A 26,498-nucleotide genomic window follows, 5' to 3' on the forward strand; every position below is an offset into this window, starting at 1 on the left:
GGCCATTTCCACTGCCCGATAAACAGTTGCACTATGCGACTGGTCTGGCAGGATCGGCGCTCCACCACCAGGAAGCAGGAGTGGGTGCATGATCATCTATGGTGCGCGGCCGTCGCCCTTTGTGCGCAAGGTCATTGTCTTTGCAGCCGAAAAGGGGATCGACATCGAGGTCCGGCCGGCCGGGTTCGGCAAGGGCGGCGAGGCGTTTGAGCGGGCATCGCCCTTCGGCAAGATACCGGCGCTGGTCGATGGCGATTTCGCGATCAGCGATTCGACCGCGATCATAACCTATATGGATGCGCTGTACCCCGAGCCGAACCTGATCCCGACCGCAGCGAAGGCGCGGGCGCGGACGATATGGTATGAGGAATTTGCCGACACCATCGCCCAGCCGGTGGGGGCGGACATCTTCTTCAACCGGGTGGTCGGAAAGCTGCTCGACATGCCGCATGATCCCGCCCGCGCCGATCGGGCCGAGGTGGAGAAGATGCCGGGCATCTATGACCATCTGGAGGGCGTATTGCCCGACAGCGGCTGGCTGGTGGAGGATCGCTTCACTTTGGCCGACATTGCCGTCGCCTGTCCGCTGATCAATGTCTGCTATTGCAGCACCGGGTTGAAGGACGGGCGCTGGCCCCGGATCAAGGCCTGGCTCGATGGCTTGCGGGCGCGGCCGAGCTTTGCCGCCGCGATGGCGCTGGAGGCGCGGATGCTGGGCAAGGCATGATAACCTATATGGAACATATTGCTTGACATCGTCACGCTGATCTGGCAGGGAAGAGGAACGTCGATCATTGCGAGTCGTCGGCAGGACGACGGGTGCGCGATGGGGTGACGGGGCTTCGGGTCGTGGTTACCGGGGCGATGCTTTCAGGTGAGGCGAAAGGGGCTGGTCCGGTCGGGCCGGCCCCTTTTGCGTCGGGTCTGCCCTGTGACGCCGGTCGTGCGGGGCGGCGGGTTTGCGAGGCGGTTTCGGGGAGGGGGCGATGGCGGCGCGAAAGGGGGTGGCGAAGCGGGAACGGCTGGTGCCGCAGCATCAGGCGCGGAAGGGCGGCGCACGGTTGCAGCAGCGGCGGGTGCGCAAGGATGGCTGGGACGAGGCCGATCGCGCCGGTTTTCTGGCGGAACTGGCCGAGACCTGCAATGTCAGCGAGGCGGCGCGGACGGTGCAGAAGAGCCGGCAGACAGCCTATGCGCTCCGGCGGCGCGACGCGGCCTTCGCCCGCGACTGGGACGCGGCGATCGAGCAGGGCTATGCCGAGATCGAGGCGATGCTGATCCGCCTGGCGCTGCATGGCTGCGAGCGCGAGGAGATTGTCGAGGATGGCGACGGCGCGGTGAAGAGCCGCAAGGTGACGCGCGCGCCCAACCCGTCGCTGGGGCTGCAATTGCTCAAGCTCCATGCCGCGCAGGTGGCGGCGCGCCGGGCGGTGCGGGGCGCGGCGGAAGGGCCGGGCAGCGCGGACGCGATCGCCCGCGTCGAGCAGGTGCTGGCCGAGGTAAGGCGACGACGCGCGGCGGCGGGGACGTGAGGGGGGAGAAGGGAAACCAGTTTTATGCCGTCAAACTTGCGCTGGCGGGCGCGCATCTTCCTAATGGGAGGCCCTGGGAGATGGGTTCCCGCGTTGACCTGCGGGTCGCGGGAGGGTGGGTTGCGGACGGCCGGCTTTTTGGCTTTTTAGATAAACTCTCACCACCTGCCACCCGGCGTCTCACCGTTCGATAACTAAAGAGAAAGGCACTAGAGCAGCAGCACACTTGATTCTCGCCATCGCCCCAGCTTCATTATCGATAAGCATTGAATTGCCATGGCCGAAACCTATTGCGTCCCACTTGAATCGCTTTTGGCCGCAGCGCAAAATTGCTTCAGATAGCGCTGATTCTGCCGTGTTATTGCTGGAAAAATTCCGCCAAGTGCCGCTGCCTTTTACGACTTCCGGAGGCTTTTTCATCCAGTCCTCGGCAAAGCTAATTCGGATCATAGGGCTCGCTTCTCTCGCACTGGCGGATAATGGAGCGATACAAAATACGAAAATAAGCGCCAATCTAGCCACTAAAACCTCGCTAGGACAAGCAAATGGATTAGGCGGCCTAACGCCGTAACACATATATTGCAGCGTCAGGTTTTGTCCGCAATTGGCGATCTCGAATTACCAAACGAGTTGCAACAAATGGTCGTTAGCCGTCAAAGCCGGACATCGTCATTGCGAGCGTAGCGAAGCAATCCACCGGCGCGAGATGGATTGCTTCGCTACGCTCGCAATGACGGGAGATGGTCGCTTTGCGTCGGGCAGCTTTCCCGCCCGAGAGCGGGCCGACCTTTATTGGAGCCGTCTTGCGCCGATCGATGCTGTGAGCGGCGTCCGGGGGGGGGATTGCTGCCATTCCCTCTCTCCGCGTTCTTTGCGCCTCCGCGTGATTCATTTTCGCGCGGAGGCGCAAAGAACGCGGAGAAGAAAGAAGGGGAACGAGGTGGCGGAGAGGGGAGGGGCTGCCTGCCCTCTCCCGTTCGCGGAAAAAGGAGTGTCCGCAATGCGTCGCCAGCCGTCGAAGCCAGACATCGTCATTGCCTCGCTACGCTCGCAATGACGGGAGATGGTCGTAACCCGCTGCGGGAGGGGTGGGATTTTGCGGCAGTGCGGTTCTTCTGATAGGATCGGTCCGAGGCTTTGGAGGTGGTCGATGCTGGCTATATTGGTCCTGTTGGCGGCGGCGGGGGCGATGATCGCCCTGTCGGTGCGCGCCAATCGCCGGTTCCGGACGATCGACCGGCTGCCGATGCAATGGACGCTGACGGGCGCGGTCAGCTGGCGCGCGCCGCGGGCCGTGGCGCTGGCCTTCACCCCCGTGCTGGGGACGTTCGTTATCATGCTGACCGGGGCGATGCCTTTGTGGGTGCCACCGCGCGCCGGACAGGAGGGGCTGGTGATCCCGGTACTGATGGCGATGGCGGCGGGTTTCGTGGCGATCCATGCGCTGCATATCTGGATGATCGGGCGCTGGTCGAAGAGGCGTTGAGGATATTTGGGCTGAGGAGGCGATGATGCGGCGAACGATGGGGAGCATGATGGCGCTGATGGCGCTGATGGCGCTGATGCCGTCCGCTGCGATCGCCGGGCCGCCGACCAGTTGCGCGAGGGCAGGCGTGTCGCTGGCCGACTATGCCGATGATGCGGGCGCATGCGCGGCGGCGACGCAGAGCGTGGCGGTGACGATGCGGCCCGAGACGACACGGGCGCTGGATGCGCTGAGTTCGGCCGAGCTGGTCATGATCCTGCGGCAATATGGCGGCGATAGTGAATTCAGCCCGCTGATGGCGGCGGCGAATATCGGCATGCATCATGACGCGGCCAATGTCGCGCGGCGGACGGCGAATTTCGGCGGGAAATATGAAGCGATGACGCGCAGCGACGTGCGGGCGCAATTGCAGGCGGCACTGGACCAGTGCCTGGTCGAGCGCGGCTATGTGCGGATCGCGCTAACCGATGCGCAGGTGCGGGGGCTGGCGAAGCTGAAGCGCGGGACGGCCGAGCGCACCGCCTATCTGCACGCGATCGACAGCGATCCGGCGGTGATCGCGGCACAGCGGTTGGTGGAGGAATAGGGATGCGGATTATCATTGCCCTGGCCAGCATGGGCCTGTGCGCGACGCTGTTCTGGGGCGGTACGGCGCTGGTGGGGCTGCTGATGCACGGGCTGACCGCGCATCCGCTGGTGGCGAAGGCGATGGCGGGCCTGCCGGTGCTGGTGCTGCCCTTTGTCGCGGTGCTGGTTACATGTCAGCAGCGGCGTCAGGGCCAGCCTGGCGCCGGCTGAACGAGAGGGGCGATCGGCTGGTCGTTGGAACCGGGATCGCCGGTGGGTCGACGGACAAGCTGATCCCGGCCCATAATCTGCTTGTCTCATCTTTGGTCGCGCGGCATCCACCCTGTTGAAATCAGGGGCATGAGGATGCGCGTGGCAAGGATCGGACGAAAGCTGGCAACGGGACTGGCGGCGGTGCTGGCGTTGCAGGGATGCCTGGCGTCGTCGCAGGGGGTGCGGCAGGTCGGCATCTATGACCTGGCGTCGGAGCGCCTGTCGGGCGCCGAGAGCGTGCAGGTGGCCGACGCGCCCGGCTTTGCCGAACTGTCGGTGCTGGTGACCGTGGGTGTCGACGGCAAGGTCGTGCAGGCCAAGGCGTTGGACAATCGGGGGAAGCTGGACCCCGCGCCCGGACTGGCGGCAGTACGTGCCTGGACGTTTCGCCCGCAGATGTTCGAGGGGCAGCCGGTCGAGGCGGTCGGCAGCGTCAAGATCCATTACCGGATGCCGGAAATCGAACCGGACAAGAGCGTGCCTTTCCCGCAAGGCGCGCCGGGCGATGTCGAGATCATGCTGGAACGCAGCGCCTGTTACGGTTCCTGTCCCGCCTATCAGGTGGCGATCCGCGGCGACGGGGCGGTCCGCTTTTCGAGCGAGCAGAAGAATTTCGACGGAACCGAGGCGGAAGTGCATCGCGCCTATATGGGCGACGGCCTGTTATGGCCGGGCGTGCATGAGGCGCAGATCGATCCCAAGGCGGTCGCCGACCTGATCGCCCGGTTCCGCGCCGCGCATTTCATGGGGTTGAAGGACGAATATCAGGCGCAGGTGACCGACAATCCCTATTATGCGCTGACGCTGCGCATCGGTGGCGTGACGAAGCGGGTGACCGATTATGTCGGTGATATGGTCGGCATGCCGGCCAGCGTGACCGAGTTGGAAAAGGCGGTGGACGCGGTTGCGGGCACGGCGCGCTGGGTGCGCGGCAATGGCGAGACCGTGGCACTGATGAAGAAGGAGGGGTTGGATTTCCGGTCCGAGGATGCGGCGGCGATGGTGCTGGCGGCGACCCGCCTGAATTACAGGGGGCGCAACGGGGGCGATGTCCGCGCCCTGATAACGGCGGCGATCGGCGAAGGGCTGGACCTGTCCATGCCGGTCAATATGACGCCGGCCGGTACCAGGAAGACGATGCGGCCGATCGGCGCGGCGATTGCCGGCTATGCCGCCGATGTGGGTGACGGCGCGCTGTTCGACGAGATGGCGCGGCGCGGCGCGGTGGCGCGCATGTCGAAGGCGGAACTGGGCAAGGCGCTGGCCGATGGTGCCGGGTGCAACGTGTCGATCGCCAGGGCCTTGGTTGCGGCCGGGGCGGACCCCAAGGCGACGGGCAATGATGGCAATGCGCTGAACGCTATCCGTAAGAGCTGGGGTCCCTGCAACGATGCGGAACGCGGCGTGCGGGCGGAGATGGCGCAAATATTGGTGGCGTCGGGCGTGCCGCTGGAAGCGCGAGACGATTTGGGTTGGACACCGTTGATGGGGTGCGATGACCCGGACATGGCGGCGATATTGCTGAAGGCCGGGGCCAATCCCAATGCGCGCGATGATGAAGGCACGGCGCCGATCCTGTCGGTGGATGACGACCGGGTGGCGCTGCTGCTGTTGCGCGCGGGGGCGGACCCGAAGGCCAAGGATGATAATGGCACAGTGCGCGACCAAGCGGCCAAATATCATTGGCCCGCGACGCTGGCCTGGCTGGATGCGCATGGGATCAAGTGAAGAGGCGCGACGGCGTACTGCGGCTTTACAGTCGCTTGCGGGCGGGTAAGACACGGACCCCATGAAGAAGATCATCCTGCTCGCCGCCGCTTCGGCCCTTGTCACCCCTGCTCTGGCGGCGCCGGCCGCGCCTGCTGCGCCCGATGCGGCGCGGTTGAAGGCGACGGTGGAGAGGCTGGTGAGCTTCGGCACGCGCCATACGCTGTCGAGCGCGACCGACCCCAAGCGGGGGATCGGCGCGGCGCGGGCCTGGGGCAAGGCCGAGTTCGAGAGGATCGGCAAGGGCTGTGGCGGCTGTCTGACCGTCGAGACGGTGGCCGATCGCTTCACCGGGCCGCGCGCGCCCGACGGGGTCGAGGTGGTCGACGTGCTGGCGATCCAGAAGGGCACCGGTGATCCCAACGAGGTGGTGATCGTCGCCGGGCATATCGACAGCCGCGTGACCGACGTGATGAACATCACCAGCGATGCGCCGGGTGCCAATGACAATGCGTCGGGCACGGCACTGGTGATCGAGGCGGCGCGGGTGCTGGCCGGGCAGAAATATAACGGCACGATCGTCTATGCGCTGCTGTCGGGCGAGGAACAGGGATTGTGGGGCGGCAAGCTGCTTGCCAGCACGGCCAAGGCGCGCGGCTGGCATGTGCGGGCGATGCTGAACAATGACATTGTCGGCAACACGGTGGGGCAGAATGGCCAGGTGGTGTCGGATCGGGTGCGGGTCTTCTCCGAGGGCATTCGCGCGGGCGACGACGCCAAGGCGAACCTGACGCGCCGGGCGATCGGCGGCGAGGATGACGGCCCGTCGCGGGCGCTGGCCAAGGCGATCGACGGCATCGCGCAGGCGGACCCGAAGATCGGGCTGGAGGTGCTGGCGGTGCGGCGGTTCGATCGGTTCGGGCGCGGCGGCGATCATTCGCCCTTCCTGGACCTGGGCTTTCCGGCGGTGCGCTTTTCGGTGGGGATCGAGAATTATGACCGGCAGCATCAGGACCTGCGCACCGAAAATGGCCGGGTCTATGGCGACACGGTCGAGGGCATGGACTTTCCCTATCTGGCGAAGGTGACCGCGCTCAATGTCGCGACCCTGCGGCGGCTGGCCGATGCGCCGGCGGCGCCAGCGACGGTGTCGCTGGATGGCGCGCTGTCGATGGACACGCGGGTCTTCTGGGACGCGGTGCCGGGGGCGGTCAGCTACAAGGTGTATTGGCGGCGCGCGGACAAGCAGGACTGGAGCGACAGCCGGGTCGTGACTGGCGCAACTGAGACGGTGCTGAAGGATATCGTGGTCGACGATCATTTCATCGGCGTTGCGGCGGTGGCGAAGGACGGGGCCGAGAGCCTGGTGACCTTTGGCGGGATGGCGCCGCGCAAATAGGATTTTGGTTCGCGCCGAGGCGCGGAGACGCGGAGATTTTTTGGAAGGCCGCCTGCGGGCGGCCTTTTTGTTGCGTGTGGTTTGGGGGAGGGGCGGGGATGCAGATGGCCGATTGCGACTGGGTCGAGCAGGCGGCGGCCTGGCCCGATCTGGCGCGCTGGCTGAGCGTCGAGGCGGCCGAGCGGCTGGGGCAGGACTGGCATTTCCTGGCGCGGCCGGCGCAACTGGCGCCGGCGGGCGAGTGGCGCATCTGGCTGATGATGGCGGGGCGCGGTTTTGGCAAGACGCGGGCCGGGGCGGAATGGGTGCGCGCCATTGCCGAGCGCGATCCCGAGGCGCGGATCGCGCTGGTCGGTGCGACCCTGGGCGAGGCGCGCAGCGTGATGGTGGAGGGGGCGAGCGGGGTGCTGGCGGTGGCGCCCTGGTGGGCGCGGCCGGCCTATGCCCCGGCGCTGCGCACGCTGACCTGGCCCAATGGCGCGCAGGCGCGACTGTTCGGCGCGGCCGAGCCGGAAAGCCTGCGCGGGCCGCAGTTCAGCCATGGCTGGGCCGACGAGATCGGCAAATGGCCGGGCGGGCAGGTGGCCTGGGACAATATGATGATGGCGATGCGGCTGGGGCATGATCCGCGCGTGGTGGCGACGACGACGCCGCGCCCGGTGCCGCTGGTGCGGGCGCTGGTGGCAAGAGATGGCGCCGATGTGGTGCTGACGCGGGGGCGGACGGCGGACAATGCAGCGCATCTGGCGGCCGGCTTCGTTGACGATGTGACGCGCCTTTATGGCGGCACGCGGCTGGGGCGGCAGGAACTGGACGGCGAACTGATCGAGGAGGCGGAAGGCGCGCTATGGACCCGCGCGGCGCTGGAGGCGTGCCGGGTGCGGCATGTGCCGGGCGCGCTGGCGCGGGTGGTGGTGGCGGTCGACCCGCCGGCGACGGCCGGAGGGGATGCGTGCGGCATCGTCGTGGTCGGATTGGGCGGAGATGGGCGCGGCTATGTGATCGCGGACGCGAGCGTGGCGGGCTGCTCGCCCGAAGGCTGGGCGCGGGCAGTGGCGCAGGCGGCGCAGGGCCATGGCGCCGACCGGGTGGTGGCCGAGGCCAATAATGGCGGCGACATGGTGGCGAGCGTGCTGCGTGCGGCGCAGGAGGCGCTGCCGCTGCGGCTGGTCCATGCCAGCCGGGGCAAGGCGGCGCGGGCCGAGCCGGTGGCGGCGCTCTATGAGGCCGGGCGGGTGGCGCATCGCGGGGCTTTCCCGGAGCTGGAGGACCAGATGTGTGGGCTGCTGGCGGGGGGAAGCTATGTCGGGCCGGGGCGCTCGCCCGATCGGGCGGATGCGCTGGTGTGGGGGCTGAGCGAACTGATGCTGGGGACGAAGGGCGAGGCGCGGGTCAGGGGGCTTTGAGGGGAGGGCTGTGCGTGCGCCGCGTGAGGCATTTTCGCGCGGAGACGCGGAGACGCGAAGAAGGGTGGAAAGCGGACGATGCTGTCCTATAACGAGACTATGTTCAAGAGAGCTAAAACAACTGGTAAAGGCACCGTCCCAAATCACCTCAAAGATCGTTTCCGGTATTTGGACGGGCTTACGCCTGCGAGTGCTTTGGGACCGTGGCGTAAATTGGTAACGATTGCTATAGGGGGCCTTCAGCACATCGGTTTTGCGTCGAATTCTGACCTACTCTTAGTTGTTTCGGGCGCGCGCGGACGTGGCGTTGTTGACTGCGCAACCGGCGGCAAAGTTGCAAGAGATGATGAAGAGTATTACCCCGATTTCGGTGCTTTAGAGGCCGAAGGCATAGGCCCGTTGGAGGGGCAGCAGATTCGAGTAGCTGGAGTTTCCGGCGGCGGCTTATCCCACGCCACCGAGGACGGATGGCTTATCGAACTGCATCCGCTTTCATGGCCAGAGGAAGAGTTTTTCTTGTGTCCACCGGGGCAGACAATGCTGTGGAGTCCTCCTGCGGCTGAACCCGAGTTGTTCAAGTTAAGGCCGTTGCCGTCCTCATTGGTAGCTTATGGCTTTTCCCCGACCGGTAGATCTCTGGTTATAGCTACATCTTCGGATTTGGAGATATACAGCCGCGCTTAGCATCCGCTTATGGTTGTTAGCCGTCAAAGCCCGACATCGTCATTGCTTCGCTACGCTAGCAATGACGGGAGATGGCCGATGTCAGGCCATCCTGCCCATGCCGAGGCGGAATAGGCCAAGGATGGGTGGGGCAATATTTGGTTTCAATGTGAGACCTTTATTCCTGGGGCGGTGGGCGCTACATCGAAGCGTCATGGGCCGGGCTTAGGCTGGCACCGTTGCAATATAAGGATTTCTCATGCTGATCGACCGTCTGAACTGGCGCTATGCCACCAAGAAGATGAACCCGGACTTGGCGGTGGCCGAGGACAAGGTGGAGCGCATCCTGGAGGCGGTGCGGCTGGCGCCGACGTCGAGCGGGTTGCAGCAGTTCGAGGTGATTGTCGTCACCAACAAGGCATTGCGCGCCAAGATCCGCGCGATCGCCTGGGACCAGGCGCAGGTGACCGACGCGTCGCATCTGGTCGTCTTTGCCGCCTGGGACAATTATACCGCCGACCGGATCAACGGCATGTTCGACCTGGTCAATGACGAGCGCGGTTTCCGCAACGAGGGCTGGGAAGCCTATCGCCAGATGCTGCTCAACACCTATCCGCAGCGCGACGCCCAGACCAATTTCGAACATGCCGCGCGCCAGGCCTATGTCGGCCTTGGCATCGCGCTGACCGCCGCCGCCTTTGAAGAGGTGGATGCGACGCCGATGGAGGGTTTCGACCCGGCTGCGCTGGACGAGATACTGGACCTGCGGGCGCGCGGGCTGCGCTCGGTGGTGATGATGCCGCTGGGCTATCGTGCGGACGAGGGCGACTGGCTGGTCAATTTGAAGAAGGTGCGGCGTCCGGCGGCGGACTTCATCTCGCGCATCGATTGATTGACCCGGGGCAGGCGGCTGGAAATCCTGACTTGTCCCGAGAAAAATCCGCCTGCTAGGTCAAGGACATGGATTGGTCGGAAGCCGCTGGCCGACGGACGGCATCGGACGGATGCGGGGTGCGCGGGCGGCAGGCGCGTGCACCCTTTCATCCTTCCGTGCGTTGTTTCTGTCTCTATGCGGATCGACCTGAAAGCAGACGGAGAATTGTCATGAAGATGGCCAAGATGGTGGCGGCGGCAATGGCCGTTTCGCTGATCGCGTCGCCGGTGCTGGCGAAGAAGCTGAGCAGCAAGGAAGAGGCGCGCGTGGCGCGGGCCGATCCGCGCGAGCGGGATGATGTGCGCTATTGCCTGGAACAGGGCAAGAAGGGGCGCGACAAGGGCACGGTGATCGGCGCGGCCGGTGGCGCGGGGGCCGGCGTGATCGCCGGCGGCAGCGTCGGCGAGACGGTGCTGGCGGGCGCGGCCGGCGCGGTGGCCGGGCGCCTGATCGGCAAGGGCGCGGGCACCAATTCGACCTGCGACGAGATATTGAAGCGCAATCCCTAAGCGGGTGCGCGACAGGATAAAGGCAGAAGGGCGTGGGTTTCCGCGCCCTTTTTCTTTGAGCGCTTACAGATTGTTTGAGAAATCGCGAAAGAGCGATTTCTGATACGGCACCAGCCCGCTCCCCCACCCGGCCACCCATAGAATACTGCCGTTGGGTGGCCGGGTGGGGGAGCGGGCTGGTGCCGGAATGCGCCGGATGGCGCATTCTCAAACAGACTCTTACAGAGTATCGGCCAGTGCGCGCAGGGCGGCGTGGGGCGAGGCGGCGAGATGGTCGCGCATCATGGTGCGGAAGGCGGGGGTGGCGCTGGTCGCGGCGGTCTGCATCCAGTGGGTGGCGGCGGCGATGTCGCCGGCATCGGCCAGCAGCCGGGCATGGTTGAACTGGCCGCGAAAATCGCCGCCCTCTGCCGCGATGCGGTAGCATTGCGCCGCGCGGGTCCTGTCGCGGGGGAGGAGGCAGCCTTCCTCATGAAAGGCGCCAAGGAAATTGATCGACTTGGCATGGCCGAGGGCGGCGGCCTTCTGGAACCAGCCTAACGCCGCCTGTTCATCCTTCGCGACGCCCGCGCCGAGGCCGAGCGCGCTGCCCCAATTATACATGCCCCAGTCGAGGCCCGCTTGCGCCGCGCGGCGATAGCAGGCGGCGGCCGCGACCGGATCGACCGGTGTGCCCCAGCCCTTTTCATGGCAGCGGCCGACCATGTTGATCGCCATCACATGGCCCGAGGCGGCGGCCAGGCCGAACTGGCGGAAGGCTTCGGCCGGGTCGGCGACGACGCCCTGACCGTCGAGCAGGATCTGGCCATAGAGCGCCTGGGCTTCGGGCAGGCCGGCATCGGCGCCGGCGCGGATCAGTGCGGCGGCGGCCTGCGGCGAGGCGGCGAGCTGGTCGCGCATCTGGTCGGCGGTCTGGGACAAGAGAGGCGAGGGGGCGGTCATCAGGGCAGGTCTCTGGTTTGGATATTGCGACTGATTAGCAGGATGGCGCGGCGCTGGAAACAGGGCGGCAATATTTTGGGCGGATCAACTGCCCCTCTCCAAGTTTCGGTAGGCGGCTGGCGCCGCCAACCTTCCCTATCCTCTCCCCGGCGGGGCGAGGATTTTTTGCATGGGGGATGTTCGGATGAAATGGTTTGGAACGAAGGCGGCGGCTGGAGAAGCCAGGCGCCCGGTGCTGGCGCGGGCCTGGGGATCGGGAGCGGTGGCGCTGGGGGAATGGCCGGCCAGCTATGAGGCGCAGCTGCGCGCCGGGGTGATCGGCAATCCGGTCGCGCAGCGGGCAATGCGGCTGGTGTCCGAAGGAGCGGGGGCATGCGCGCTGAAGGTCGGCGGGGTGGAGACCGGGATGGACGCCGAGGCGGCGGCGCGGGTCGGGGCGCTGGTGGCGCGAGCGTCGGCGGGGCAGGGGCTGATCGAGACGCTGGCGAGCCATGTGCTGCTGCACGGCAATGGCTATGTGCAGGTGATTGCGGGCGCGGACGGCATGCCGGCCGAGCTGTTCGCGCTGCGGCCCGAGCGGGTGAGCGTGGAGGCGGATGCGCGCGGCTGGCCCGCCGCCTATCTCTATCGCGTGGGCGAGAGCGTGACCCGGCTGTCGCCCGAGGATGGCGCGGGGCGGACCAGCCTGCTGCATATCCGGGCGCTCCATCCGCTCGACGATCATTATGGCCTGGGCTGTGTCGGCGCGGCGGCGGGGGCGGTGGCGATCCACAATGCCGCCACGGTGTGGAACAAGGCGCTGCTCGACAATGCGGCGCGGCCGAGCGGGGCGATGGTCTATGCGCCGGGCGACGGATCGGTGCTGAGCCCGGAGCAGTTCGAGCGGGTGCGGCGCGAGATGGAGGCGGCGTTCAGCGGCGCGGCCAATGCCGGGCGGCCGATGCTGCTGGAGGGCGGGCTCGACTGGCGGGCGATGAGCCTGTCGCCGGCCGAGATGGACTTTGTGGGGCTGAAGGCCGCAGCGGCGCGGGAGATATCGCTGGCCTTTGGCGTGCCGCCGATGCTGATGGGGCTGCCGGGCGACAATAGCTACGCCAATTATCGCGAGGCGAACAAGGCGCTGTGGCGGCAGACGATATTGCCGCTGGTCGGCAAGATCGGCGCGGGACTAGCGCAGGGACTGCAGGGCTGGTGGCCGGGGCTGAGCCTGGCGCCGGACCTGGACGCAGTGCCGGCGCTGTCGGACGAGCGCGCGGCGCTGTGGGAGCGGGTGGCGGGGGCGGATTTCCTCTCTGCGGAAGAGAAGAAGGCGATGCTGGGGATTTGAGGTTCGCGCGGAGACGCGGAGGCGCGGAGATTTTTGCGCTGCCGCCTGCGGCGGCCCTTTTTCTCTTCTCCGCGTCTTCGCGGCTCCGCGTGAACCCTGTCTGCTTTCTAGTGGCGGCAATGGCCCTCTATGGTCCAGCGGCCGCCGCTGTCGAGGCAGCGATCCTGGGCGAGCCAGTCGCTTTGCCAGAGGCAGAGGGCGGCGGCGATCAGGACCAGCAGCGCGCCGAGCAGCGCCCGCTTCACACCCGCTTCACAGGGGCCGGGCGAGGCTGTCGAGACGGCAGAAGCCGTTGTCCATGTTCCAGCTGCCGCCCTGCAGCAGGCAGTCGCCGGCGCGGAACAGGCCGAAATGCCAGGCGATGAGGCCGAGCGCGAGGATGACGAGGGCGATCAGCAATTTGCGAGGGGTGCGCTTCATGCGCGCCCAGATAGGGGCGCGCGGCGCCCAAGGGAAGGTGGGGCCATGAAAGAGGAGATGCTGGCGCGGCTGGTGGCGCAGGCCGAGGGCGCACCGTTGGATATCGTCATGATCCGGGCGCTGATCGAGGAGGCGAGCGAACTGGGCGCCGGGCGGGCGCTGGCGCGGCTGGGACTGGAGGACCGGCGGGCCGAGGCCGACATGCGGGAATTGCGCGAGCTGCTGCGCGCCTGGCGCGACGCGAAGAAGGCGGCGCGCGGGGCGGCGATCGGCTGGGCGGTGCGGATCGTCATGGCGCTGGTGCTGCTGGGGATGGCGGTGAAGATGGGGCTCATTGGGCTGGTGAAGGGATGAGCGGGCGGGAGGAAACCGGGCCGCTGCGCTTCGCCGGCTATGCCGCGATCTTCGACCGGGTGGACCGGGGCGGCGACGTGGTGCGGCCGGGCGCGTTCGGCGCGGTGACGGCGGCGCAGGTGCCCTTGCTGTGGCAGCATCGGCCTGGCGCGCCGATCGGCCGGATCGAGATGGCGCGCGAGGACCGGCGCGGCCTGCGGGTGATCGGCCGCGTGTCGCGGGTGAGCGCGGCCGGGCGGGAAGCGGCGGCGATGCTGGCGGCCGGCGCGGTCGATGGGCTGAGCTTCGGCTATCGGGTGAAGGCGGCGCGGGGCGCGGGGCCGCGCGAATTGCTGGCGCTGGAGCTGGTGGAGGTGAGCCTGGTCACGCACCCGATGCAGCCGCTGGCGCGGGTGGTGGCGGTGGAGGGGTGAACAGGTTTGCAATGTGCAAACTTTAGTGACAATCTTTCGCGTCGCAGCTAGGGGGCAGGCGTATGGACCGGGTTGAAGCTGTCGGAAAGTTCGCCATATGAGCGCTGACGGCAGCCTGATCGTTACGAAAATTAAGACTCTTTTTGCGACCATGCAGCGGGGGCACCGGTGGATGGGAATTGACGTGCCGAAAACGATCGAACTGAAAGTGCATATCGCGCAGGATGAGGAAAGCGGGTGCTGGTATATTGCCGCGTCGGACATTCCCGGGCTGCGTGTCGAAGCCGATACGGTTCATGATCTTATTCGCAGGATCGAGGATGTCGCACCGGATTTGATCGAACTCAATTGCGCTGAAATATTGGCGTCTTTCGGCAAATCCAAGAAATTAGCCGCGCATCGTCCGCCCGTCAGTATCCTGCCTGTGTTCGACAGTCCGCTGGCGGTTGCGATCGCCTGAGCCGTGGTTACGGGCTATGGGCGGCAGTTGGAGCGCCTGTTGCTAGATGCAGGCTGCCATCTGATCCGCAAGGGCAAGGGCGATCATGAAATCTGGTTCAGTCCTATCAGCGGTCGCAGCTTCGTATTCGATCGGGGCGTGAAGGTGCGGCATACCGCCAACGGCATTTTGAAGGATGCAGGTCTGAACAAGGCTTTCTAAATCACACCCCCAGCCATTCCAGGCCGTCGGGTAGCCGGTCGGCGCTATAGTCGAGTTGCAGGACGCGGCGGTGGCGCGGGTTGGTGGCGGCGTCGGAGGCGTGGAGGATCGGCGTGGCATAGAGCCAGATGTCGCCGCGCGCCGCGAGGCAGGGCTGGATGCCGCAGCTTGCGACGAGGGCGGCGACATCGGCTTCGGCGACGCGGCCATGATGGTGGGAGCCGGGCGAGATCAGCAGCGGGGCATTGTCGGCATCGACCGGATCGAGATGGAGGCGCAGCGTGACCATCGCGTCAAGCAGCGACTGGGGCGGGGCGACATGCTGGATGCCGGACTTCATCGTCCAGGGGCCGAAGCCCGCTATATCGATGCGCCGGCGCACGGCGATGGTCCGGTCCTGATGCCAGCCCAGCGCCCAGTTGGTGGCGGCGCTCTTGTCGAACAGGATGGCGCGGACCGGGCGGCTGGCCGCGCCCTGTTGCGCGGCGGCGTGGCGGCCGATCGCACCGGTGGGGCCGAGCAATCGGTCAAGCGCGGGCAGGCTGGCGAGGCGCAGGCCTGGCTGGTCGGGCGGCAGATCGGCGAGGGCAGTTTCGATCGTGGCGAGATCGGCAGGGGACAGCGCGGCGGGGAGATGCTGGGCGCCGTGGGTGGCGAGGGTGAGGGGCATGGACGGACCGTAGGCGATGACCGAACTGGGAACAATCATCCCTTCATCTTTGGAAGCTAGCTCATCCGGCGGGAATGGAGGGATTATGGACAGCGAGGAAAAGCGAAGGCTGGTTGGCGAGAGGATGTGGCGCGGTTGCCTGATCCTGATGACCCTGCCGTTTTTCCTTTTGCTCGGATTTTGTGGGTGGGCGAAGTGGGCTGGTCCACGCAGCGCCTTGCCGCCCGAGGTTGAATGGGACGAGATATTGGCGTTCGGCGAGCAAGCTGGGCTACGGGATGGCTGCAGCTTTGGTGCTTATCGTATTTCATCGACCACGATCACTCGATTTTCCAACCGGGCGACCCGGCCGATCGGTTGGTATCAAACGCCGTTGCGATTGACCGATGGCCAATATGCCGTTGTCGGGCCGGACCAGCAGCAGATTACGCTATATGCCGATCAGGGAACGACATGCGAGTCCGCCACATCGAAAAGGTTGAAGCTGGCCGATCGCTATCAGCGCGCTCGAGGCGAAACGGGTAACTGGTATCGGATATTCAATCATGGTGAGGGCTTGATCCTGGTGTCGCCTAGGGAAAGGCTGGCCTGGTATCTCTATTTCGGATGACGGAAGAGGGGGAGGCACTCCCCTCTCCAACTGCGCCTAGGCGGCTTTGCCGCCAAGGCTCCGTATCCTCTCCCCGATGGGGCGAGGATTTTCTTTTTGTGGGCGGTCCCATTGGGGCCGCCTTTTTTCGTTTTGGCAAGCGGGAGATGGTTATGACGGAAGTGGTGAGCGACGGGCTGGAGGGGGCGTTTGACGCTGTGCTTCAGGACGAACGGATCGCGGCGCTGGAGGCGCAGCTGGGGGCGATGCGGGTGCAGATGGGGCGGCCGGCGCTCGATGGGGTGAAGGGGGGCGAGGTCGATCCGGCGCGTGGCGCCTTTGTCGAGCGCTATCTGCGGCAGGGACTGGAAGCGGGGGTGGAGCTGAAGAGCTTTTCCGGCGCCAGCGGGGCGGCGGGCGGCTATGCGGTGCCGCGCGAGATCGACCAGCTGATCGGGTCTACCCTGAAGGCGATCTCGCCGATCCGCGGCATCGCCAATGTCGTGCGCACCGGGACGGCGGGCTATCGCAAGCTGGTGACGGCGGGCGGGATCGTGTCGGGCTGGGCGAGCGAGACCGGCGCGCGGGCCGAGACGGGCACGCCGAGCTTCAACGAGATCGCACCGCCATCGGGCGAGCTTTACGCCAATCCGGCGGCGAGCCAGGCGATGCTGGACGACGCGCAGTTCGATGTCGAGGGCTGGCTGGCGGGCGAGATTGCCCGCGAGTTCGCGGTGGCCGAGGGGGCGGCTTTTGTAAACGGCAATGGCACGAACAAGCCCAAGGGCTTCCTGACCTATACGACGACCAATGAGGCCGACAGCGTGCGCGCCTTCGGGGCGCTGCAATATGTGGCGTCGGGGGCGGCCGGTGCCTTTGTCGGCAGTAACCCGCAGGACAAGCTGATCGACCTGGTCCAGAGCCTGCGCGCGCCCTATCGCCAGGGGGCGAGCTTCGTGATGAACAGCGCCACGTTGGCCGCGATCCGCAAGATGAAGACGAGCGATGGCGCCTTCATCTGGCAACCCGGGCTGAGCGGGGCGCAGCCCGCGACGCTGCTGGGCTATCCGGTGGTCGAGGCCGAGGACATGCCCGACATCGCCGCGAACAGCCTGTCGATCGCCTTCGGCAATTTCCAGGCCGGCTATGTCATCGCCGAGCGCAGCGACACCAGCATCCTGCGCGATCCGTTCAGCAACAAGCCGTTCGTCCATTTCTACGCGGTCAAGCGGATCGGCGGCGCGGTGGCCAATTCGGAGGCGATCAAGTTGATGAAGTTTTCCGCCTCGTAAACGAGCCGGCGGCAAGTTGATGAAGTTTTCCGCCTCGTAAACGAGCCGGCGGCAAGCTGATGAAGTTCGCCGCTTCGTAACGGTGCCGGGTGTGGGGGAACGCCCCCACCCCAACCCCTCCCCTGAAGGAGAGGGGCTTTTTGGATTTGTGGGGGAGAGGGGCGTGGCGATCAGCGAATGGACGATGGCGGACCTGGTGCGCGAGGTCTGTTTCGATGTCGGCGACGGGCCATTGCTGCTCGGCGGGGCGTTGCCGGGCTATCGGCGCTTTGCCGACGCCCTGGGGGCGGGCGCGCGCTTTCCCTATATGATCGTCGGGGTCGATGACCCGGCGGTGTGGGAGGCGGGCAGCGGCACGCTGGATAGCGAGGGGCGGCTGGTGCGCGAACCGCTGGCATCGTCGGCCGGGGGCGATGCGGTGGATTTTGCGCCGGGCGAGAAGCGGATCGGGCTGGTGCTGCACAGCGGCTGGATCGCGGCGGTCGAGGGGCATGGCCATGGGCTGGACGAGATCGCCGGGCTGGCGGCGGCGCTGGCAGACAGGCAGCCGGCCAGCGCAGGCCTCGACCTGCTGGCGGGGCTGACGACCACCGGGTTCGGGCGCGCATTGCTGGAACTGGGCGATGGCGCGGCGATGCGGGCGCATATCGGTGCCGGGACGAGCAATGCCGAGGGTAGCGTGACCCGCGTGGATGCGGCGGGCGGCACGACCGGGCTGGGCTTTGCCGGCGGCCCGGTGACGGGCAGCGGTACGCTGACCCTGGAGGGCACGCTGGCGATCGGCCATGGCGGCACCGGCGCGACCAGTACGGGCGCGGCCCGGACGGCGCTGGGGCTGGGCGACGGGGCGACCCGCAATGTCGGGACCGGAGCAGGCAGCCTGGCGGCGGGCGATGATGCCCGGCTGACCGGCGCGGTGCAGCGCGGCGGCGACGCGATGACCGGGGCGCTGACCCTGAACGGGCCGCCGGCCGCCGATCTGCATGCCGCGACCAAGGCCTATGTCGACGGGCAGATTCAGGCGATCGATGGCAAGGCCAGTGTCCGGCTGGCGACGACGGCGAATATCGCGCTGACCGGCAATCAGGTGATCGACGGGGTGACGACCGCCAGCGGCGACCGCATCCTGGTGAAGGACCAGAGCGTCGCGGCCGACAATGGCCTCTATCTGGCGGCGAGCGGGGCCTGGACCCGGGCGGCGGACATGGACGGCTGGGCCAAGATCCCCAATGCGCATGTCTGGGTGGAGAGCGGCAGCGCCAATGCCGATCGCGCCTGGGTCTGCACCGCCAATGCCGGCGGCACGCTGGGCAGCAGCGCGATCAGCTGGGTCCAGGCGGCCGGGCCGGGCGCCTATCAGGCGGTAAGCGCCAATCTGGGCGCGATCGCGGGCCTGGCCAGTATCGCGGATCGGCTGCCCTATTTCACCGGAAGCGGAACGGCGGGCATGGCGACCTTTACCGGCTTTGGCCGGTCGCTGGTCGACGATGCGGACGCGGCAAGCGGGCGGGCGACATTGGGACTGGGGACGATCGCCACCCAGTCCGCCGCGAGCGTGGCGATCAGCGGCGGAACGGCGGTGCTGAGTGCGCTGGAGGTCAGCCGGGTCGGCGGCGCGGCGACCCTGTCCACCCGGATATCGACCGATGCCGGATACACCAATGGCCTGCAGTTGCAGACTGGCGCGCTGGCGCGCTGGTCGGTCAACAAGAGCGGCAGTGCGGAAAGCGGCAGCAGTGCCGGATCGGATTTCGAGATCCGCCGCTATGACGACAGCGGCACCTATGTCTCGACCCCGTTGCGGATCGGCCGGGCCGACGGCGTGACGGCGATCGATGGCGGGTTGCGGCCGCTGGGCGACAATGGCCAGCCGTTGGGGGCCGGCGCCTATCGCTGGTCGGTGGTCTATGCCGCGAGCGGGGCGATCAACACATCCGACGCGCGGGCCAAATGCGACGTTGGGGCCATATCCGACGCGCTGCTGGACGCCTGGGGCGATGTGGCCTGGCAGCGGTTCCGTTTCGTCGAGGCTTGCGCCGCCAAGGGCGATGCGGCGCGCTGGCATGTCGGGCTGGTCGCGCAGCAACTGGGCGCGGCGATCGATGCGCGGATGGGCGCCGGCAGCGCGGTGCGGCTGGGGCTGCTGTGCCATGACAGTTGGGCGGCGGAACCGGCGCAATGCGATGGCGAGGGGCGGGAGGTGCGTGCGGCGCGGCCAGCCGGCGATCGCTGGGGGGTGCGGTACGAGGAGTGCCTGGCGCTGGAGGCGGCGTGGCAGCGGCGGCGGATCGACCGGATCGAGGCGGCGCTGGCAGCGCTGCAGGGCGGTACTCATGCTGGCGGGTGAGGCGCTGGGCGCCGGCGTGATCGGCGACGTGCGATCCGGGCCGGTGCGCTGGGCCGGGCCATGGGGGGCGGGGGTGCGACCGGAGCAGGCGGCGCGGGTGCGACGCGGGACCGACATCATCCGGCCGGAACGGGACGAGGGGAGCAGAATCCGATGAACCTCAACATCAAGGATCCGCAGGCGCGGATCGACCATGCGATCGACTGGTCGGCCTATCTGGCCGGCCAAAGCATCGTCGCGAGCCAGTGGAGCGTCAGTCCGCAGGAAGCGGGCGGGGTGACCATCGTGCTGGCAACATACGAACCGCAGCGCAGCAGCGCCCGGCTGGAGGGCGGCATGGCAGGACGGCTGTACCGCGTCACCAACCGGGTGACCCTGTCCGACGGGCAGGTGGACGAGCGATCGATCATATTTCGGGTGGAGGAGCGCTGATGCTGGTCGAGGAGGAAAGCGCCGGGCTGGCGGCGTCGATGGCGGAGCTGAAGGCCTATCTGCGGATCGAGAGCGGGGGCGAGGATGCGGTGCTGGCGGGGCTGTTGCGCAGCGCGGCGGCGTTGTGCGAGCAATTTGTCGGCCAATGGCTGATCCGGCGGAGCGCGCGCGAGATGGTGGCGTCCGACGGGCGCTGGCATCGGTTGGCGGCGCGGCCGGTGGTGGCGATCGGCACGGTCGAGGCGGTCGATGGCGATGGCATGCTGACGGCGCTGGCGACCGATCGCTATGCGATCGACATCGATGCGTCGGGCGATGGCTGGGTGCGGGCGATGCAGCCGGACCCGGCGATGCGGCTGGCGGTGGACTATCAGGCGGGGATGGCGCCGGACATGAACGGCCTGCCCGAACCGATCCGCCAGGGGATCGTGCGGCTGGCGGCGGATCATTTTACCGCGCGCGGCAACGAGGGCGGGCCGCCGCCGGCGGTGGTCAGCGCGCTGTGGCGGCCCTGGCGCCGGATGCGGCTGTCATGAGCGCGGCGATCATCGCGCGGCTGGCGGCGGCCGTGCAGAGGCGGGCCGCGCACCGGCGCGGGGCGATCGTCCAGGCGCTGGCGGGGCTGGGCGTGACGGCGGCGATCGAGGGCGAGGCGGTGCGCCTGTCCGGGCACGGCCTGGCGCGGCGCTGGATGCGGGAATTGCCGCTGCGCGAAGCGGGGAGGGGCAGGGAATGAGCGCGGAAATGGTGGTGCGCGGCGCGGTGATTGCCGCACTGAAGGCGGATGCCGGGCTGATGGACCGGGTGAACGGCCTGTATGACGGCATGCCGGTGCGCGCGACCAGCCCCTATGCGGTGGTCGGTGAATGCCTGGGCAGCGACTGGAGCGCGAAGGATATCGAGGGGCGCGAACTGCGCCTGACGATCAGCCTGCGCGATGCGGCCGAGACGACCGGGCGGCTGGCCGACATGCTGGCGCGGATCGAGCCGGCGATCCGAAGCGTGGCCGGGGCGGTCGACGGCTGGCGGATCGTGACCGCCAGCCTGTTGCGGTCGCGCGTGGCAAGGGTCGACGCGCGCGGCGAGACGGGCTGGCAGGCACTGGTCGACTATCGCATCCGGGCGGTCCGCGAGGAGTGAGCCGCCGGACCGCGCCAGGCGCGGCGGGTCAGCCCGGCTTATTATAATCCTCATATTCGGCGACGATCTTGTCGACATATTCCGAGATCTGATCGTCGGCGTCGGACTGGGCATCCTTGTCCGACATGCCGTCCGCCTTGTCCTGCGCGACGATGGCCGTGCGGAAGGCGGTTTCCTTGTCGGCGCAGGCTTTCTTGATCTCACTCTGGAAGTCGCCAAGCGACAGCTTCTTGTCGAGCGCCGGCTTGGTCTGGCTGGCGAGGCAGGTGGAAAAGGCCTTGCGACCATTGCCGACCGCGTCGGCCGCCGGCGCTGCGGCCAGCATCATCATCAGGGGGGCGACGACGAGCAACATTCAGACCTCTCCTTAACCCGCGTTTTGAACGCTTTGTCTGACGGGAGAATGCGCCATGGGCGTCGAAAAAGGAAGTGCGTTTCTGCTGAAGGTGGGGAATGGCAATGTTCCGGCAACATATGCCACGGTGGCTGGCATGCGCACCACTCAGCTGTCGGTGAACGGCGAGGCCGTCAACATCACCAACAAGGATTCGGGCGGCTGGCGCGAGTTGCTGTCGGGCGCGGGGGTGCGATCGGTCAGCGTGTCGGCGGCGGGCATCTTTACCGGATCGGCGGCCGAAGTGCGCATCCGCAACCATGCGCTGTCGGGCGTGATCGAGGAATATGAGCTGAGCTTCGAGAGCGGCGAGCGGATGCGCGGCCGGTTCCTGGTAACGCGGCTCGACTATGCCGGCGACTATAATGGCGAGCGCAACTATGCGCTGAGCCTGGAAAGCTCCGGCGCGGTGGTGAGCGAATGAGCGCGGCCAATGCCGCACGCGGCGAGACCGTGCTGGCGGTCGGCGGCGCGACGCTGGTGCTGCGACCGAGCTTCGAGGCGCTGGTGGCCGCCGAGGCGGAGCTGGGGCCGCTGTTCGCGTTGGTCGAGCGGGCGGCCGACGGCCGGCTGTCGCTGGGCGATATGGCCACGCTGTTCTGGCACTGTGTCGTCGGGCGCGAGGACGGCGTGACGCGCGAGGCGCTGGGCGAGGCGATCGTGGTGGCGGGCCTGGCGCGGGCGACCCCGGTGCTGAAGACGATTTTGCAGCAGATATTGGCGGGTACATGAGGCGCTTTGCCGAGGCGGCGGTGCGGCTGGCGGGGATCGCCGGCTGGTTGCTGGGCTGGCGGCCCGACGAGTTCTGGCGCGCGACCCCGGCGGAACTGGAGGCGGTGCTGGCGGCCATGCGCGGCGACGAGGGGCCGGCCGAGGGGCTGGACATGGGCGAACTGGCACGGTTGCGAACGCTGATGCCGGACTGACGGGGGTGGAGATGGACGAGGACATCGAGACTTTGGTGGTGCGGGTGCGCGCCGACACGCAGGGGTTGGCCCGCGATGTGGAAGCGATGCGGGCGGGACTGGAGGGGCCGCTGGCGGCGGGTGCGGACCGGGCCGGGCGGCGGATCGAACAGGGGCTGTTGCGGGCGGTGCACAGCGGCAAGTTCGGCTTTGAGGATCTGCGGCGGATCGCGCTGTCGGTACTGGACGAAATTGCCGCCAGCGCGTTGCGATCGACCATCGGCGGCGGCAGCAGCAGGGGCGGTGGGCTGGCCAGCCTTGGCGCGTCGCTGTTGAGCGCGGCGATGGGGTTGCCCGGTCGGGCGACGGGCGGGCCGGTGGCGCCCGGGCGCGGCTATCTGGTCGGCGAGCGCGGCCCTGAACTGTTCGTGCCGACGAGCAGCGGCCAGGTGGTGCCGCAGGCGGGCGGCGGCGCGCGCGACATAAGGGTGAGTATCGCGGTGCGGGGCCGGGGCAGTGACAGCGAGCCGCAATTGCTGGCGCGCAGTGCGCGGCAGGTGGCGCGTGCGGTCAAGGGAGCGCTGCAGGCATGAGCGGGATCGATTATTGGCTGGCCGATGCGGGGCCGGCACAGGGGCGTGGACAACAGAGCGGCTACATCAAGCGTTTCGCACCGACCCACTGGACGGTGAATTTCCCCCGCCCGATGATGGCAAGCGTGGTGACGACGGCACCCGATGCGCTGCGGGTCGAGGCGGTCTTCCACGGATCGGGCGACCTGGCCGGGCTGATCTGGGACGCGCAGGATGATTGGAGCCATAAGCTGCTGGCCTATGAAACGGCGCGCGACTTTCGCGCCTGCCAGTTGCATTTTCGCTGGCGCAGCGGCGGGCTGCGACGGCTGGACCAGACCCATGGGCCGACCCTGACGATCGAAGGGCGGGATGCCGACGGCGATCCGCGCGCCTGGTATGTGCGGCTGTGGAACTATGCCAGCGGTGATCCCGAAGATGCGGAAATATCGCTGGATTTCGCGATGCTGGAAGGCGGCTACCTGTTGCCCGACGAGGCCGACACGGTCTGGGCGGGCGATGTCGATCGGATGTTCATCTCGCTGGTGCCGCCCGGCTATGATGCGGGTGATACCGGCTTTTCCGTTGCGGTCGAGGGCTGGGCCGAAATCAGCGCGATACGGTGCGACGGGGCCGGATCGGTGCTGGCGATCGGCGACGTCATGCTGCCGGAACATGGGCTGAGCATGGCGACCGGCTATGACGATTGCTTCAACCAGACGCCCGAGCGGGTGGTGGCGAGCATCCATGCGCTGGGCTATCGCGGAGCGATCAACCATTATGTCGGGATGAGCCATTATTTCCGGCTCGAGCGGCTGGGCGCCGGGCTGTATGTGAGCCTGGCGGGCGGGGTGCTGAATGGGCCTTGTGCCGCCTGGCACGCGGATTTCGCACGGCGGGCCAAGGCGATGGGGCTGGGGATCATCTGGTCGCTATCCTATGAGCTGTTCGACGCCCATTGCTGGAACGACTGGAAACAGCGGGCGGAGAATGGCGACCCGGCACTGACGGGATGGGCGCCGCCGTCGACATTGCTGTCCCCCGCGCATGGCGGTGCGATGGCCTATCTGCACGCCGTGGCAGGTACCTTTGTTTCCATTGGCCTGGATGCCGGCCTTCCGATCCTGTTCCAGGTCGGCGAACCCTGGTGGTGGGTGATGCCGGGCGATGGGCGGATATGCCTGTATGACGACGCGGCGCGAGCGGCGCTGGGCGGCAGTCCGGTGTCGATCCCGGATGTGCGCGGTAGCCTGACCCCGGCGCAATGCGCGTTGCTGGATGCGGCGGGGGCGGTGCTGGCAGCGTCGACGGCCGCGCTGTGCGCTGCAGTGAAGGCGATCGCGCCGGCCGCCGTGACGCATCTGCTGGCCTATCTGCCCACCGTGCTGGACCCGGCGGCACCCGAGGCGAAGCGGGCGAACATGCCGGTGGGATGGGCGGCGCCGGCCTTCGATATATTGCAACTGGAAGATTATGACTGGGTGACCCAGGACCGGCCGAGCCTGACCGCCAGGGGCATTGCCCTGGCGACCGAGCGGCTGGGCTATCCGATCGGTGCGCAGCATTATTTTTCCGGCTTCGTGCTGCGGCCCGAACAGGCGGGGCAATGGCGCGCGATCGCGGCGGCGGCCGACGCGGCGGTGCGGCGGGGGACCGCCGCCACCTTCATCTGGGCGCTGCCGCAGGTCGCGCGCGACGGGTTCACCATCTTCAGTCTGGATGGAGAGGAAGAGATGCAGGCTTTTGACGATATAGTCTTTCCTCTGGCGATTGGGCGGGAGGCAAGCCTGTCGCCCTGCTTTTCGACGCAGATCGTCGAAAGCCCGTCCGGGCATGAGCGGCGCAGCAGCGACTGGGCCGATGCGCGATTGGCTTTCGACGCCGGGCCGGGGGTGCGATCTGAAGCGGACATTGCGACGCTGATTAGCTTTTTTCGCGCCCGGCGCGGGGCGGCACGGGGCTTTCGTTTCACCGATCCCTATGACGATCGCAGCAGCGTAGCGGGATTGCCGCCGGGGCCACTGGACCAGCGGCTGGGCGCTGGCGATGGCATCACGACCGAGTTCGCACTGATGCGCCATTATGGCGAGGGCACGGCGACGCAGGGCCGCCGCATCACGCGGCCGGTGGCAGGATCGATCCGGGTCGCGATCGATGGCGTGGAGCAGGCGGACGGCTGGCAGCATGCGGGAATGGGCATCGTCGCCTTTGACGCGGCCCCGGCGGAGGGCGCTCTGCTGACCGCCGGCTTTCGTTTCGACGTGCCGGTGCGCTTTGCCGAGGACCGGCTGGAGATCAACCGGGCGACCTTCGCCGCCGGAGAGGCGCCGTCGGTGCCGCTGGTGGAGATACGCGAATGAGCGACGATCTGGATGGGGCGTTGTGCACGTTCGCCTTTTGCTGGCGGCTGGAGCGACGGGACGGGGTGACAATCGGCCTGACCAGCCATGATCGCGACCTGGAGATTGGCGGCCTGCGCTATCGCGCCGCGCCGGGCATGGCGCCATCGGCCGTCCGCAGCGGCATCGGGCTGGATGGGGGCGACACCGATGTCGCCGGCGCACTGGTGGCCGATGCGATCAGCGAAGGGGATCTGATGGCCGGCCGCTGGGACGGGGCGGCGCTGGAACTGCGGCTGACCCAGTGGGAGGCGCCGGGGGCATTGTGGCGGTTGCTGGCGCGCGGCGAAATCGGCGCGGTTACGCGCAAGGGCGCGGCATTCAGTGCCGAGCTGGTGGGAGCGGCGAGCCTGATGGCGTCGCCGATCGCGCCATCGACATCGCCCGATTGCCGTGCGTCGCTGGGGGACCGGCAATGTCGGGTCGACATGGCGGGCCGCCGCCGGATCGTGGCGGTGACGGGGGTCGAGGAGAGGAGCGTCGCCGTGGCGGGACTGGTGGCGGGCGATCATGCCTATGGCCGGTTGCGCTGGATGACCGGGGCGAATGCGGGGATGGTCCAGGCGATCCTGGACAATGACGATGCCCGGCTGACTTTGGCCGATCCGCCGGCCTTTGCGGTGGAACCGGGCGCGCTGGCGCTGGTGGTGGCGGGATGCGACCGGCAGCTGGCGACCTGTGCAGGACGGTTCGGCAATGCGGCGAATTTTCGTGGCGAACCCTATCTGCCGGGCACCGACCTGCTGACCCGCTATCCCGGCGGATGAGCGGCGGGACGAAGGCCGCGGCGATCGTGGCGGCCGCCCGCGCATTGCTGGGCGTGCCGTTCAGGCTGCACGGCCGCGACCCCGCGCTGGGGCTGGACTGTGTCGGGCTGGTCGAGCGGGCGCTGGCGGGCGCGGGGCATGTGCGGACCGCGCCGCATGCCTATGGGCTGCGCTGGCGCGACAGCGTGCGGGCCGAGGCATGGCTGAGCGCGGCGGGGCTGGAGCGGATCGAGGCCGGGCAGCCGGGCGACGTGACGCTGGTGCGGCCCGGGCCGCTGCACCTGCACCTGATGATCGGCGTGCCGGGCGGGTTCATCCATGCCCATGCCGGGCTGCGGCGGGTGGTCGAGACACCGGGACCGCCGCCCTGGCCGGTGATCGGTTTTTGGCGGGCATAA

Annotated in this window: 37 protein-coding genes; 31 read left to right on the plus strand and 6 right to left on the minus strand. The window is 67.6% G+C overall.

Annotated elements, in window-relative coordinates; all coding sequences use genetic code 11:
* Positions 1–88: 88 nt before the first annotated feature.
* Positions 89–727 carry a glutathione S-transferase family protein gene (locus PMI04_RS07730; RefSeq protein ID WP_007710057.1) on the plus strand — a complete coding sequence of 213 codons (639 nt, stop codon included), beginning with the start codon at positions 89–91 and terminating at the stop codon, positions 725–727.
* Positions 728–986: 259 nt separating this feature from the next.
* Entirely contained in the window at positions 987–1,532 is a 546-nt protein-coding gene (locus tag PMI04_RS07735) for a hypothetical protein (RefSeq protein ID WP_007710055.1), read from the plus strand.
* Between the two features lie 180 nt (positions 1,533–1,712).
* Here the strand turns inward: PMI04_RS07735 and PMI04_RS07740 are convergent, their stop codons facing one another.
* Positions 1,713–1,982 (minus strand): hypothetical protein, encoded by a 270-nt coding sequence (locus PMI04_RS07740; RefSeq protein WP_283184779.1) that lies wholly within the window; start codon positions 1,980–1,982, stop codon positions 1,713–1,715.
* Between the two features lie 700 nt (positions 1,983–2,682).
* Here PMI04_RS07740 and PMI04_RS07745 point away from each other — a divergent pair.
* The 9 genes from PMI04_RS07745 (at position 2,683) to PMI04_RS07785 (ending at position 10,476) form a co-directional block, all read left to right on the plus strand.
* Complete coding sequence (locus PMI04_RS07745) at positions 2,683–3,018, plus strand: hypothetical protein (protein ID WP_007715221.1); 336 nt, start codon at positions 2,683–2,685, stop codon at positions 3,016–3,018.
* A 22-nt stretch (positions 3,019–3,040) separates the two neighbouring features.
* Positions 3,041–3,604, plus strand: a complete 564-nt coding sequence (locus tag PMI04_RS07750) for a hypothetical protein (protein WP_238536015.1) — start codon at positions 3,041–3,043, stop codon at positions 3,602–3,604.
* 2 nt (positions 3,605–3,606) lie between these two features.
* Positions 3,607–3,816 carry a hypothetical protein gene (locus PMI04_RS07755; RefSeq protein WP_007715218.1) on the plus strand — a complete coding sequence of 70 codons (210 nt, stop codon included), beginning with the start codon at positions 3,607–3,609 and terminating at the stop codon, positions 3,814–3,816.
* A gap of 141 nt (positions 3,817–3,957) precedes the next feature.
* Entirely contained in the window at positions 3,958–5,586 is a 1,629-nt protein-coding gene (locus PMI04_RS07760) for a DUF6438 domain-containing protein (protein ID WP_157178197.1), read from the plus strand.
* 61 nt (positions 5,587–5,647) lie between these two features.
* On the plus strand, positions 5,648–6,964 hold the full coding sequence (locus PMI04_RS07765; protein ID WP_007715211.1) for a M28 family peptidase: 1,317 nt from the start codon (positions 5,648–5,650) through the stop codon (positions 6,962–6,964).
* Between the two features lie 98 nt (positions 6,965–7,062).
* Positions 7,063–8,370 carry a terminase family protein gene (locus tag PMI04_RS07770; RefSeq protein WP_007715209.1) on the plus strand — a complete coding sequence of 436 codons (1,308 nt, stop codon included), beginning with the start codon at positions 7,063–7,065 and terminating at the stop codon, positions 8,368–8,370.
* A gap of 78 nt (positions 8,371–8,448) precedes the next feature.
* Entirely contained in the window at positions 8,449–9,054 is a 606-nt protein-coding gene (locus PMI04_RS07775; RefSeq protein ID WP_007715207.1) for a hypothetical protein, read from the plus strand.
* A gap of 238 nt (positions 9,055–9,292) precedes the next feature.
* Positions 9,293–9,925 (plus strand): NAD(P)H-dependent oxidoreductase, encoded by a 633-nt coding sequence (locus PMI04_RS07780; protein ID WP_007715205.1) that lies wholly within the window; start codon positions 9,293–9,295, stop codon positions 9,923–9,925.
* A 212-nt stretch (positions 9,926–10,137) separates the two neighbouring features.
* Positions 10,138–10,476, plus strand: coding sequence for a hypothetical protein (locus tag PMI04_RS07785; protein WP_007715203.1), 339 nt, complete (start codon positions 10,138–10,140; stop codon positions 10,474–10,476).
* 219 nt (positions 10,477–10,695) lie between these two features.
* Here PMI04_RS07785 and PMI04_RS07790 read toward each other — a convergent pair whose 3' ends face one another.
* The gene (locus tag PMI04_RS07790) at positions 10,696–11,418 is read right to left on the minus strand and encodes a tetratricopeptide repeat protein (RefSeq protein WP_007715200.1); all 723 of its coding nucleotides are present in this window, start codon (positions 11,416–11,418) and stop codon (positions 10,696–10,698) included.
* A gap of 184 nt (positions 11,419–11,602) precedes the next feature.
* On the opposite strand from PMI04_RS07790, the gene PMI04_RS07795 reads away from it, so the two are divergent.
* Positions 11,603–12,745 carry a phage portal protein gene (locus PMI04_RS07795; protein ID WP_037487470.1) on the plus strand — a complete coding sequence of 381 codons (1,143 nt, stop codon included), beginning with the start codon at positions 11,603–11,605 and terminating at the stop codon, positions 12,743–12,745.
* Between the two features lie 107 nt (positions 12,746–12,852).
* On the opposite strand, the gene PMI04_RS07800 is transcribed toward PMI04_RS07795, so the two are convergent.
* Both PMI04_RS07800 and PMI04_RS07805 read right to left on the minus strand, forming a co-directional pair.
* A complete protein-coding gene (locus PMI04_RS07800; RefSeq protein ID WP_162832700.1) occupies positions 12,853–12,990 on the minus strand; it encodes a hypothetical protein in 138 nt (45 codons plus the stop codon).
* Between the two features lie 7 nt (positions 12,991–12,997).
* Entirely contained in the window at positions 12,998–13,165 is a 168-nt protein-coding gene (locus PMI04_RS07805; RefSeq protein WP_007715198.1) for a hypothetical protein, read from the minus strand.
* A gap of 45 nt (positions 13,166–13,210) precedes the next feature.
* On the opposite strand from PMI04_RS07805, the gene PMI04_RS07810 reads away from it, so the two are divergent.
* The 4 genes from PMI04_RS07810 (at position 13,211) to PMI04_RS07825 (ending at position 14,593) form a co-directional block, all read left to right on the plus strand.
* Positions 13,211–13,519: a DUF6127 family protein gene (locus tag PMI04_RS07810; protein ID WP_007715197.1), complete on the plus strand. Its 309-nt coding sequence runs from the start codon at positions 13,211–13,213 to the stop codon at positions 13,517–13,519.
* A complete protein-coding gene (locus PMI04_RS07815; protein WP_007715196.1) occupies positions 13,516–13,932 on the plus strand; it encodes an HK97 family phage prohead protease in 417 nt (138 codons plus the stop codon). The genes PMI04_RS07810 and PMI04_RS07815 overlap by 4 nt, the downstream gene beginning before the upstream one ends.
* Positions 13,933–14,029: 97 nt before the next feature.
* On the plus strand, positions 14,030–14,392 hold the full coding sequence (locus PMI04_RS07820) for a DUF1902 domain-containing protein (RefSeq protein ID WP_007715195.1): 363 nt from the start codon (positions 14,030–14,032) through the stop codon (positions 14,390–14,392).
* A gap of 3 nt (positions 14,393–14,395) precedes the next feature.
* Positions 14,396–14,593, plus strand: coding sequence for a type II toxin-antitoxin system HicA family toxin (locus PMI04_RS07825; protein ID WP_007715193.1), 198 nt, complete (start codon positions 14,396–14,398; stop codon positions 14,591–14,593).
* Position 14,594: 1 nt separating this feature from the next.
* On the opposite strand, the gene PMI04_RS07830 is transcribed toward PMI04_RS07825, so the two are convergent.
* A complete protein-coding gene (locus PMI04_RS07830) occupies positions 14,595–15,302 on the minus strand; it encodes a phytanoyl-CoA dioxygenase family protein (protein ID WP_007715191.1) in 708 nt (235 codons plus the stop codon).
* Here PMI04_RS07830 and PMI04_RS07835 point away from each other — a divergent pair.
* The 8 genes from PMI04_RS07835 (at position 15,280) to PMI04_RS07870 (ending at position 21,063) form a co-directional block, all read left to right on the plus strand.
* A complete protein-coding gene (locus tag PMI04_RS07835; protein WP_157178196.1) occupies positions 15,280–15,873 on the plus strand; it encodes a hypothetical protein in 594 nt (197 codons plus the stop codon). The two genes, PMI04_RS07830 and PMI04_RS07835, sit on opposite strands and share 23 nt — an antisense overlap.
* Positions 15,874–16,025: 152 nt before the next feature.
* A complete protein-coding gene (locus PMI04_RS07840) occupies positions 16,026–17,144 on the plus strand; it encodes a phage major capsid protein (RefSeq protein ID WP_007715186.1) in 1,119 nt (372 codons plus the stop codon).
* Between the two features lie 163 nt (positions 17,145–17,307).
* Complete coding sequence (locus tag PMI04_RS07845) at positions 17,308–19,491, plus strand: tail fiber domain-containing protein (protein ID WP_007715184.1); 2,184 nt, start codon at positions 17,308–17,310, stop codon at positions 19,489–19,491.
* Positions 19,478–19,648 (plus strand): hypothetical protein, encoded by a 171-nt coding sequence (locus PMI04_RS07850; RefSeq protein WP_007715182.1) that lies wholly within the window; start codon positions 19,478–19,480, stop codon positions 19,646–19,648. The genes PMI04_RS07845 and PMI04_RS07850 overlap by 14 nt, the downstream gene beginning before the upstream one ends.
* Positions 19,645–19,923 (plus strand): hypothetical protein, encoded by a 279-nt coding sequence (locus tag PMI04_RS07855; RefSeq protein WP_007715180.1) that lies wholly within the window; start codon positions 19,645–19,647, stop codon positions 19,921–19,923. The genes PMI04_RS07850 and PMI04_RS07855 overlap by 4 nt, the downstream gene beginning before the upstream one ends.
* Positions 19,923–20,459: a hypothetical protein gene (locus PMI04_RS07860; RefSeq protein WP_007715178.1), complete on the plus strand. Its 537-nt coding sequence runs from the start codon at positions 19,923–19,925 to the stop codon at positions 20,457–20,459. The genes PMI04_RS07855 and PMI04_RS07860 overlap by 1 nt, the downstream gene beginning before the upstream one ends.
* 32 nt (positions 20,460–20,491) lie before the next feature.
* The gene (locus PMI04_RS07865; RefSeq protein WP_283184868.1) at positions 20,492–20,659 is read left to right on the plus strand and encodes a hypothetical protein; all 168 of its coding nucleotides are present in this window, start codon (positions 20,492–20,494) and stop codon (positions 20,657–20,659) included.
* A complete protein-coding gene (locus PMI04_RS07870; protein ID WP_007715174.1) occupies positions 20,656–21,063 on the plus strand; it encodes a DUF3168 domain-containing protein in 408 nt (135 codons plus the stop codon). Before PMI04_RS07865 ends, PMI04_RS07870 begins: the two co-directional genes overlap by 4 nt.
* A 28-nt stretch (positions 21,064–21,091) precedes the next feature.
* On the opposite strand, the gene PMI04_RS07875 is transcribed toward PMI04_RS07870, so the two are convergent.
* Entirely contained in the window at positions 21,092–21,415 is a 324-nt protein-coding gene (locus PMI04_RS07875; RefSeq protein ID WP_037487472.1) for a hypothetical protein, read from the minus strand.
* 58 nt (positions 21,416–21,473) lie between these two features.
* Here PMI04_RS07875 and PMI04_RS07880 point away from each other — a divergent pair, with 58 nt between their 5' ends.
* From PMI04_RS07880 to PMI04_RS07910, 7 genes are read left to right on the plus strand one after another with little or no spacing between them, the layout of a single operon-like run.
* Positions 21,474–21,881 carry a phage tail protein gene (locus tag PMI04_RS07880; RefSeq protein ID WP_007715170.1) on the plus strand — a complete coding sequence of 136 codons (408 nt, stop codon included), beginning with the start codon at positions 21,474–21,476 and terminating at the stop codon, positions 21,879–21,881.
* Complete coding sequence (locus PMI04_RS07885; protein WP_007715163.1) at positions 21,878–22,189, plus strand: gene transfer agent family protein; 312 nt, start codon at positions 21,878–21,880, stop codon at positions 22,187–22,189. Before PMI04_RS07880 ends, PMI04_RS07885 begins: the two co-directional genes overlap by 4 nt.
* Entirely contained in the window at positions 22,186–22,383 is a 198-nt protein-coding gene (locus tag PMI04_RS07890) for a phage tail assembly chaperone (protein WP_007715161.1), read from the plus strand. The genes PMI04_RS07885 and PMI04_RS07890 overlap by 4 nt, the downstream gene beginning before the upstream one ends.
* An 11-nt stretch (positions 22,384–22,394) precedes the next feature.
* On the plus strand, positions 22,395–22,955 hold the full coding sequence (locus PMI04_RS07895) for a hypothetical protein (protein ID WP_007715159.1): 561 nt from the start codon (positions 22,395–22,397) through the stop codon (positions 22,953–22,955).
* Positions 22,952–25,294 carry a DUF2460 domain-containing protein gene (locus PMI04_RS07900; protein ID WP_283184869.1) on the plus strand — a complete coding sequence of 781 codons (2,343 nt, stop codon included), beginning with the start codon at positions 22,952–22,954 and terminating at the stop codon, positions 25,292–25,294. Before PMI04_RS07895 ends, PMI04_RS07900 begins: the two co-directional genes overlap by 4 nt.
* Positions 25,291–26,100 carry a DUF2163 domain-containing protein gene (locus tag PMI04_RS07905; protein WP_283184870.1) on the plus strand — a complete coding sequence of 270 codons (810 nt, stop codon included), beginning with the start codon at positions 25,291–25,293 and terminating at the stop codon, positions 26,098–26,100. The genes PMI04_RS07900 and PMI04_RS07905 overlap by 4 nt, the downstream gene beginning before the upstream one ends.
* A complete protein-coding gene (locus PMI04_RS07910; protein WP_007709211.1) occupies positions 26,097–26,498 on the plus strand; it encodes a C40 family peptidase in 402 nt (133 codons plus the stop codon). Before PMI04_RS07905 ends, PMI04_RS07910 begins: the two co-directional genes overlap by 4 nt.

Origin of the sequence: Sphingobium sp. AP49, assembly GCF_000281715.2 — a bacterium.
GTDB lineage: Bacteria > Pseudomonadota > Alphaproteobacteria > Sphingomonadales > Sphingomonadaceae > Sphingobium.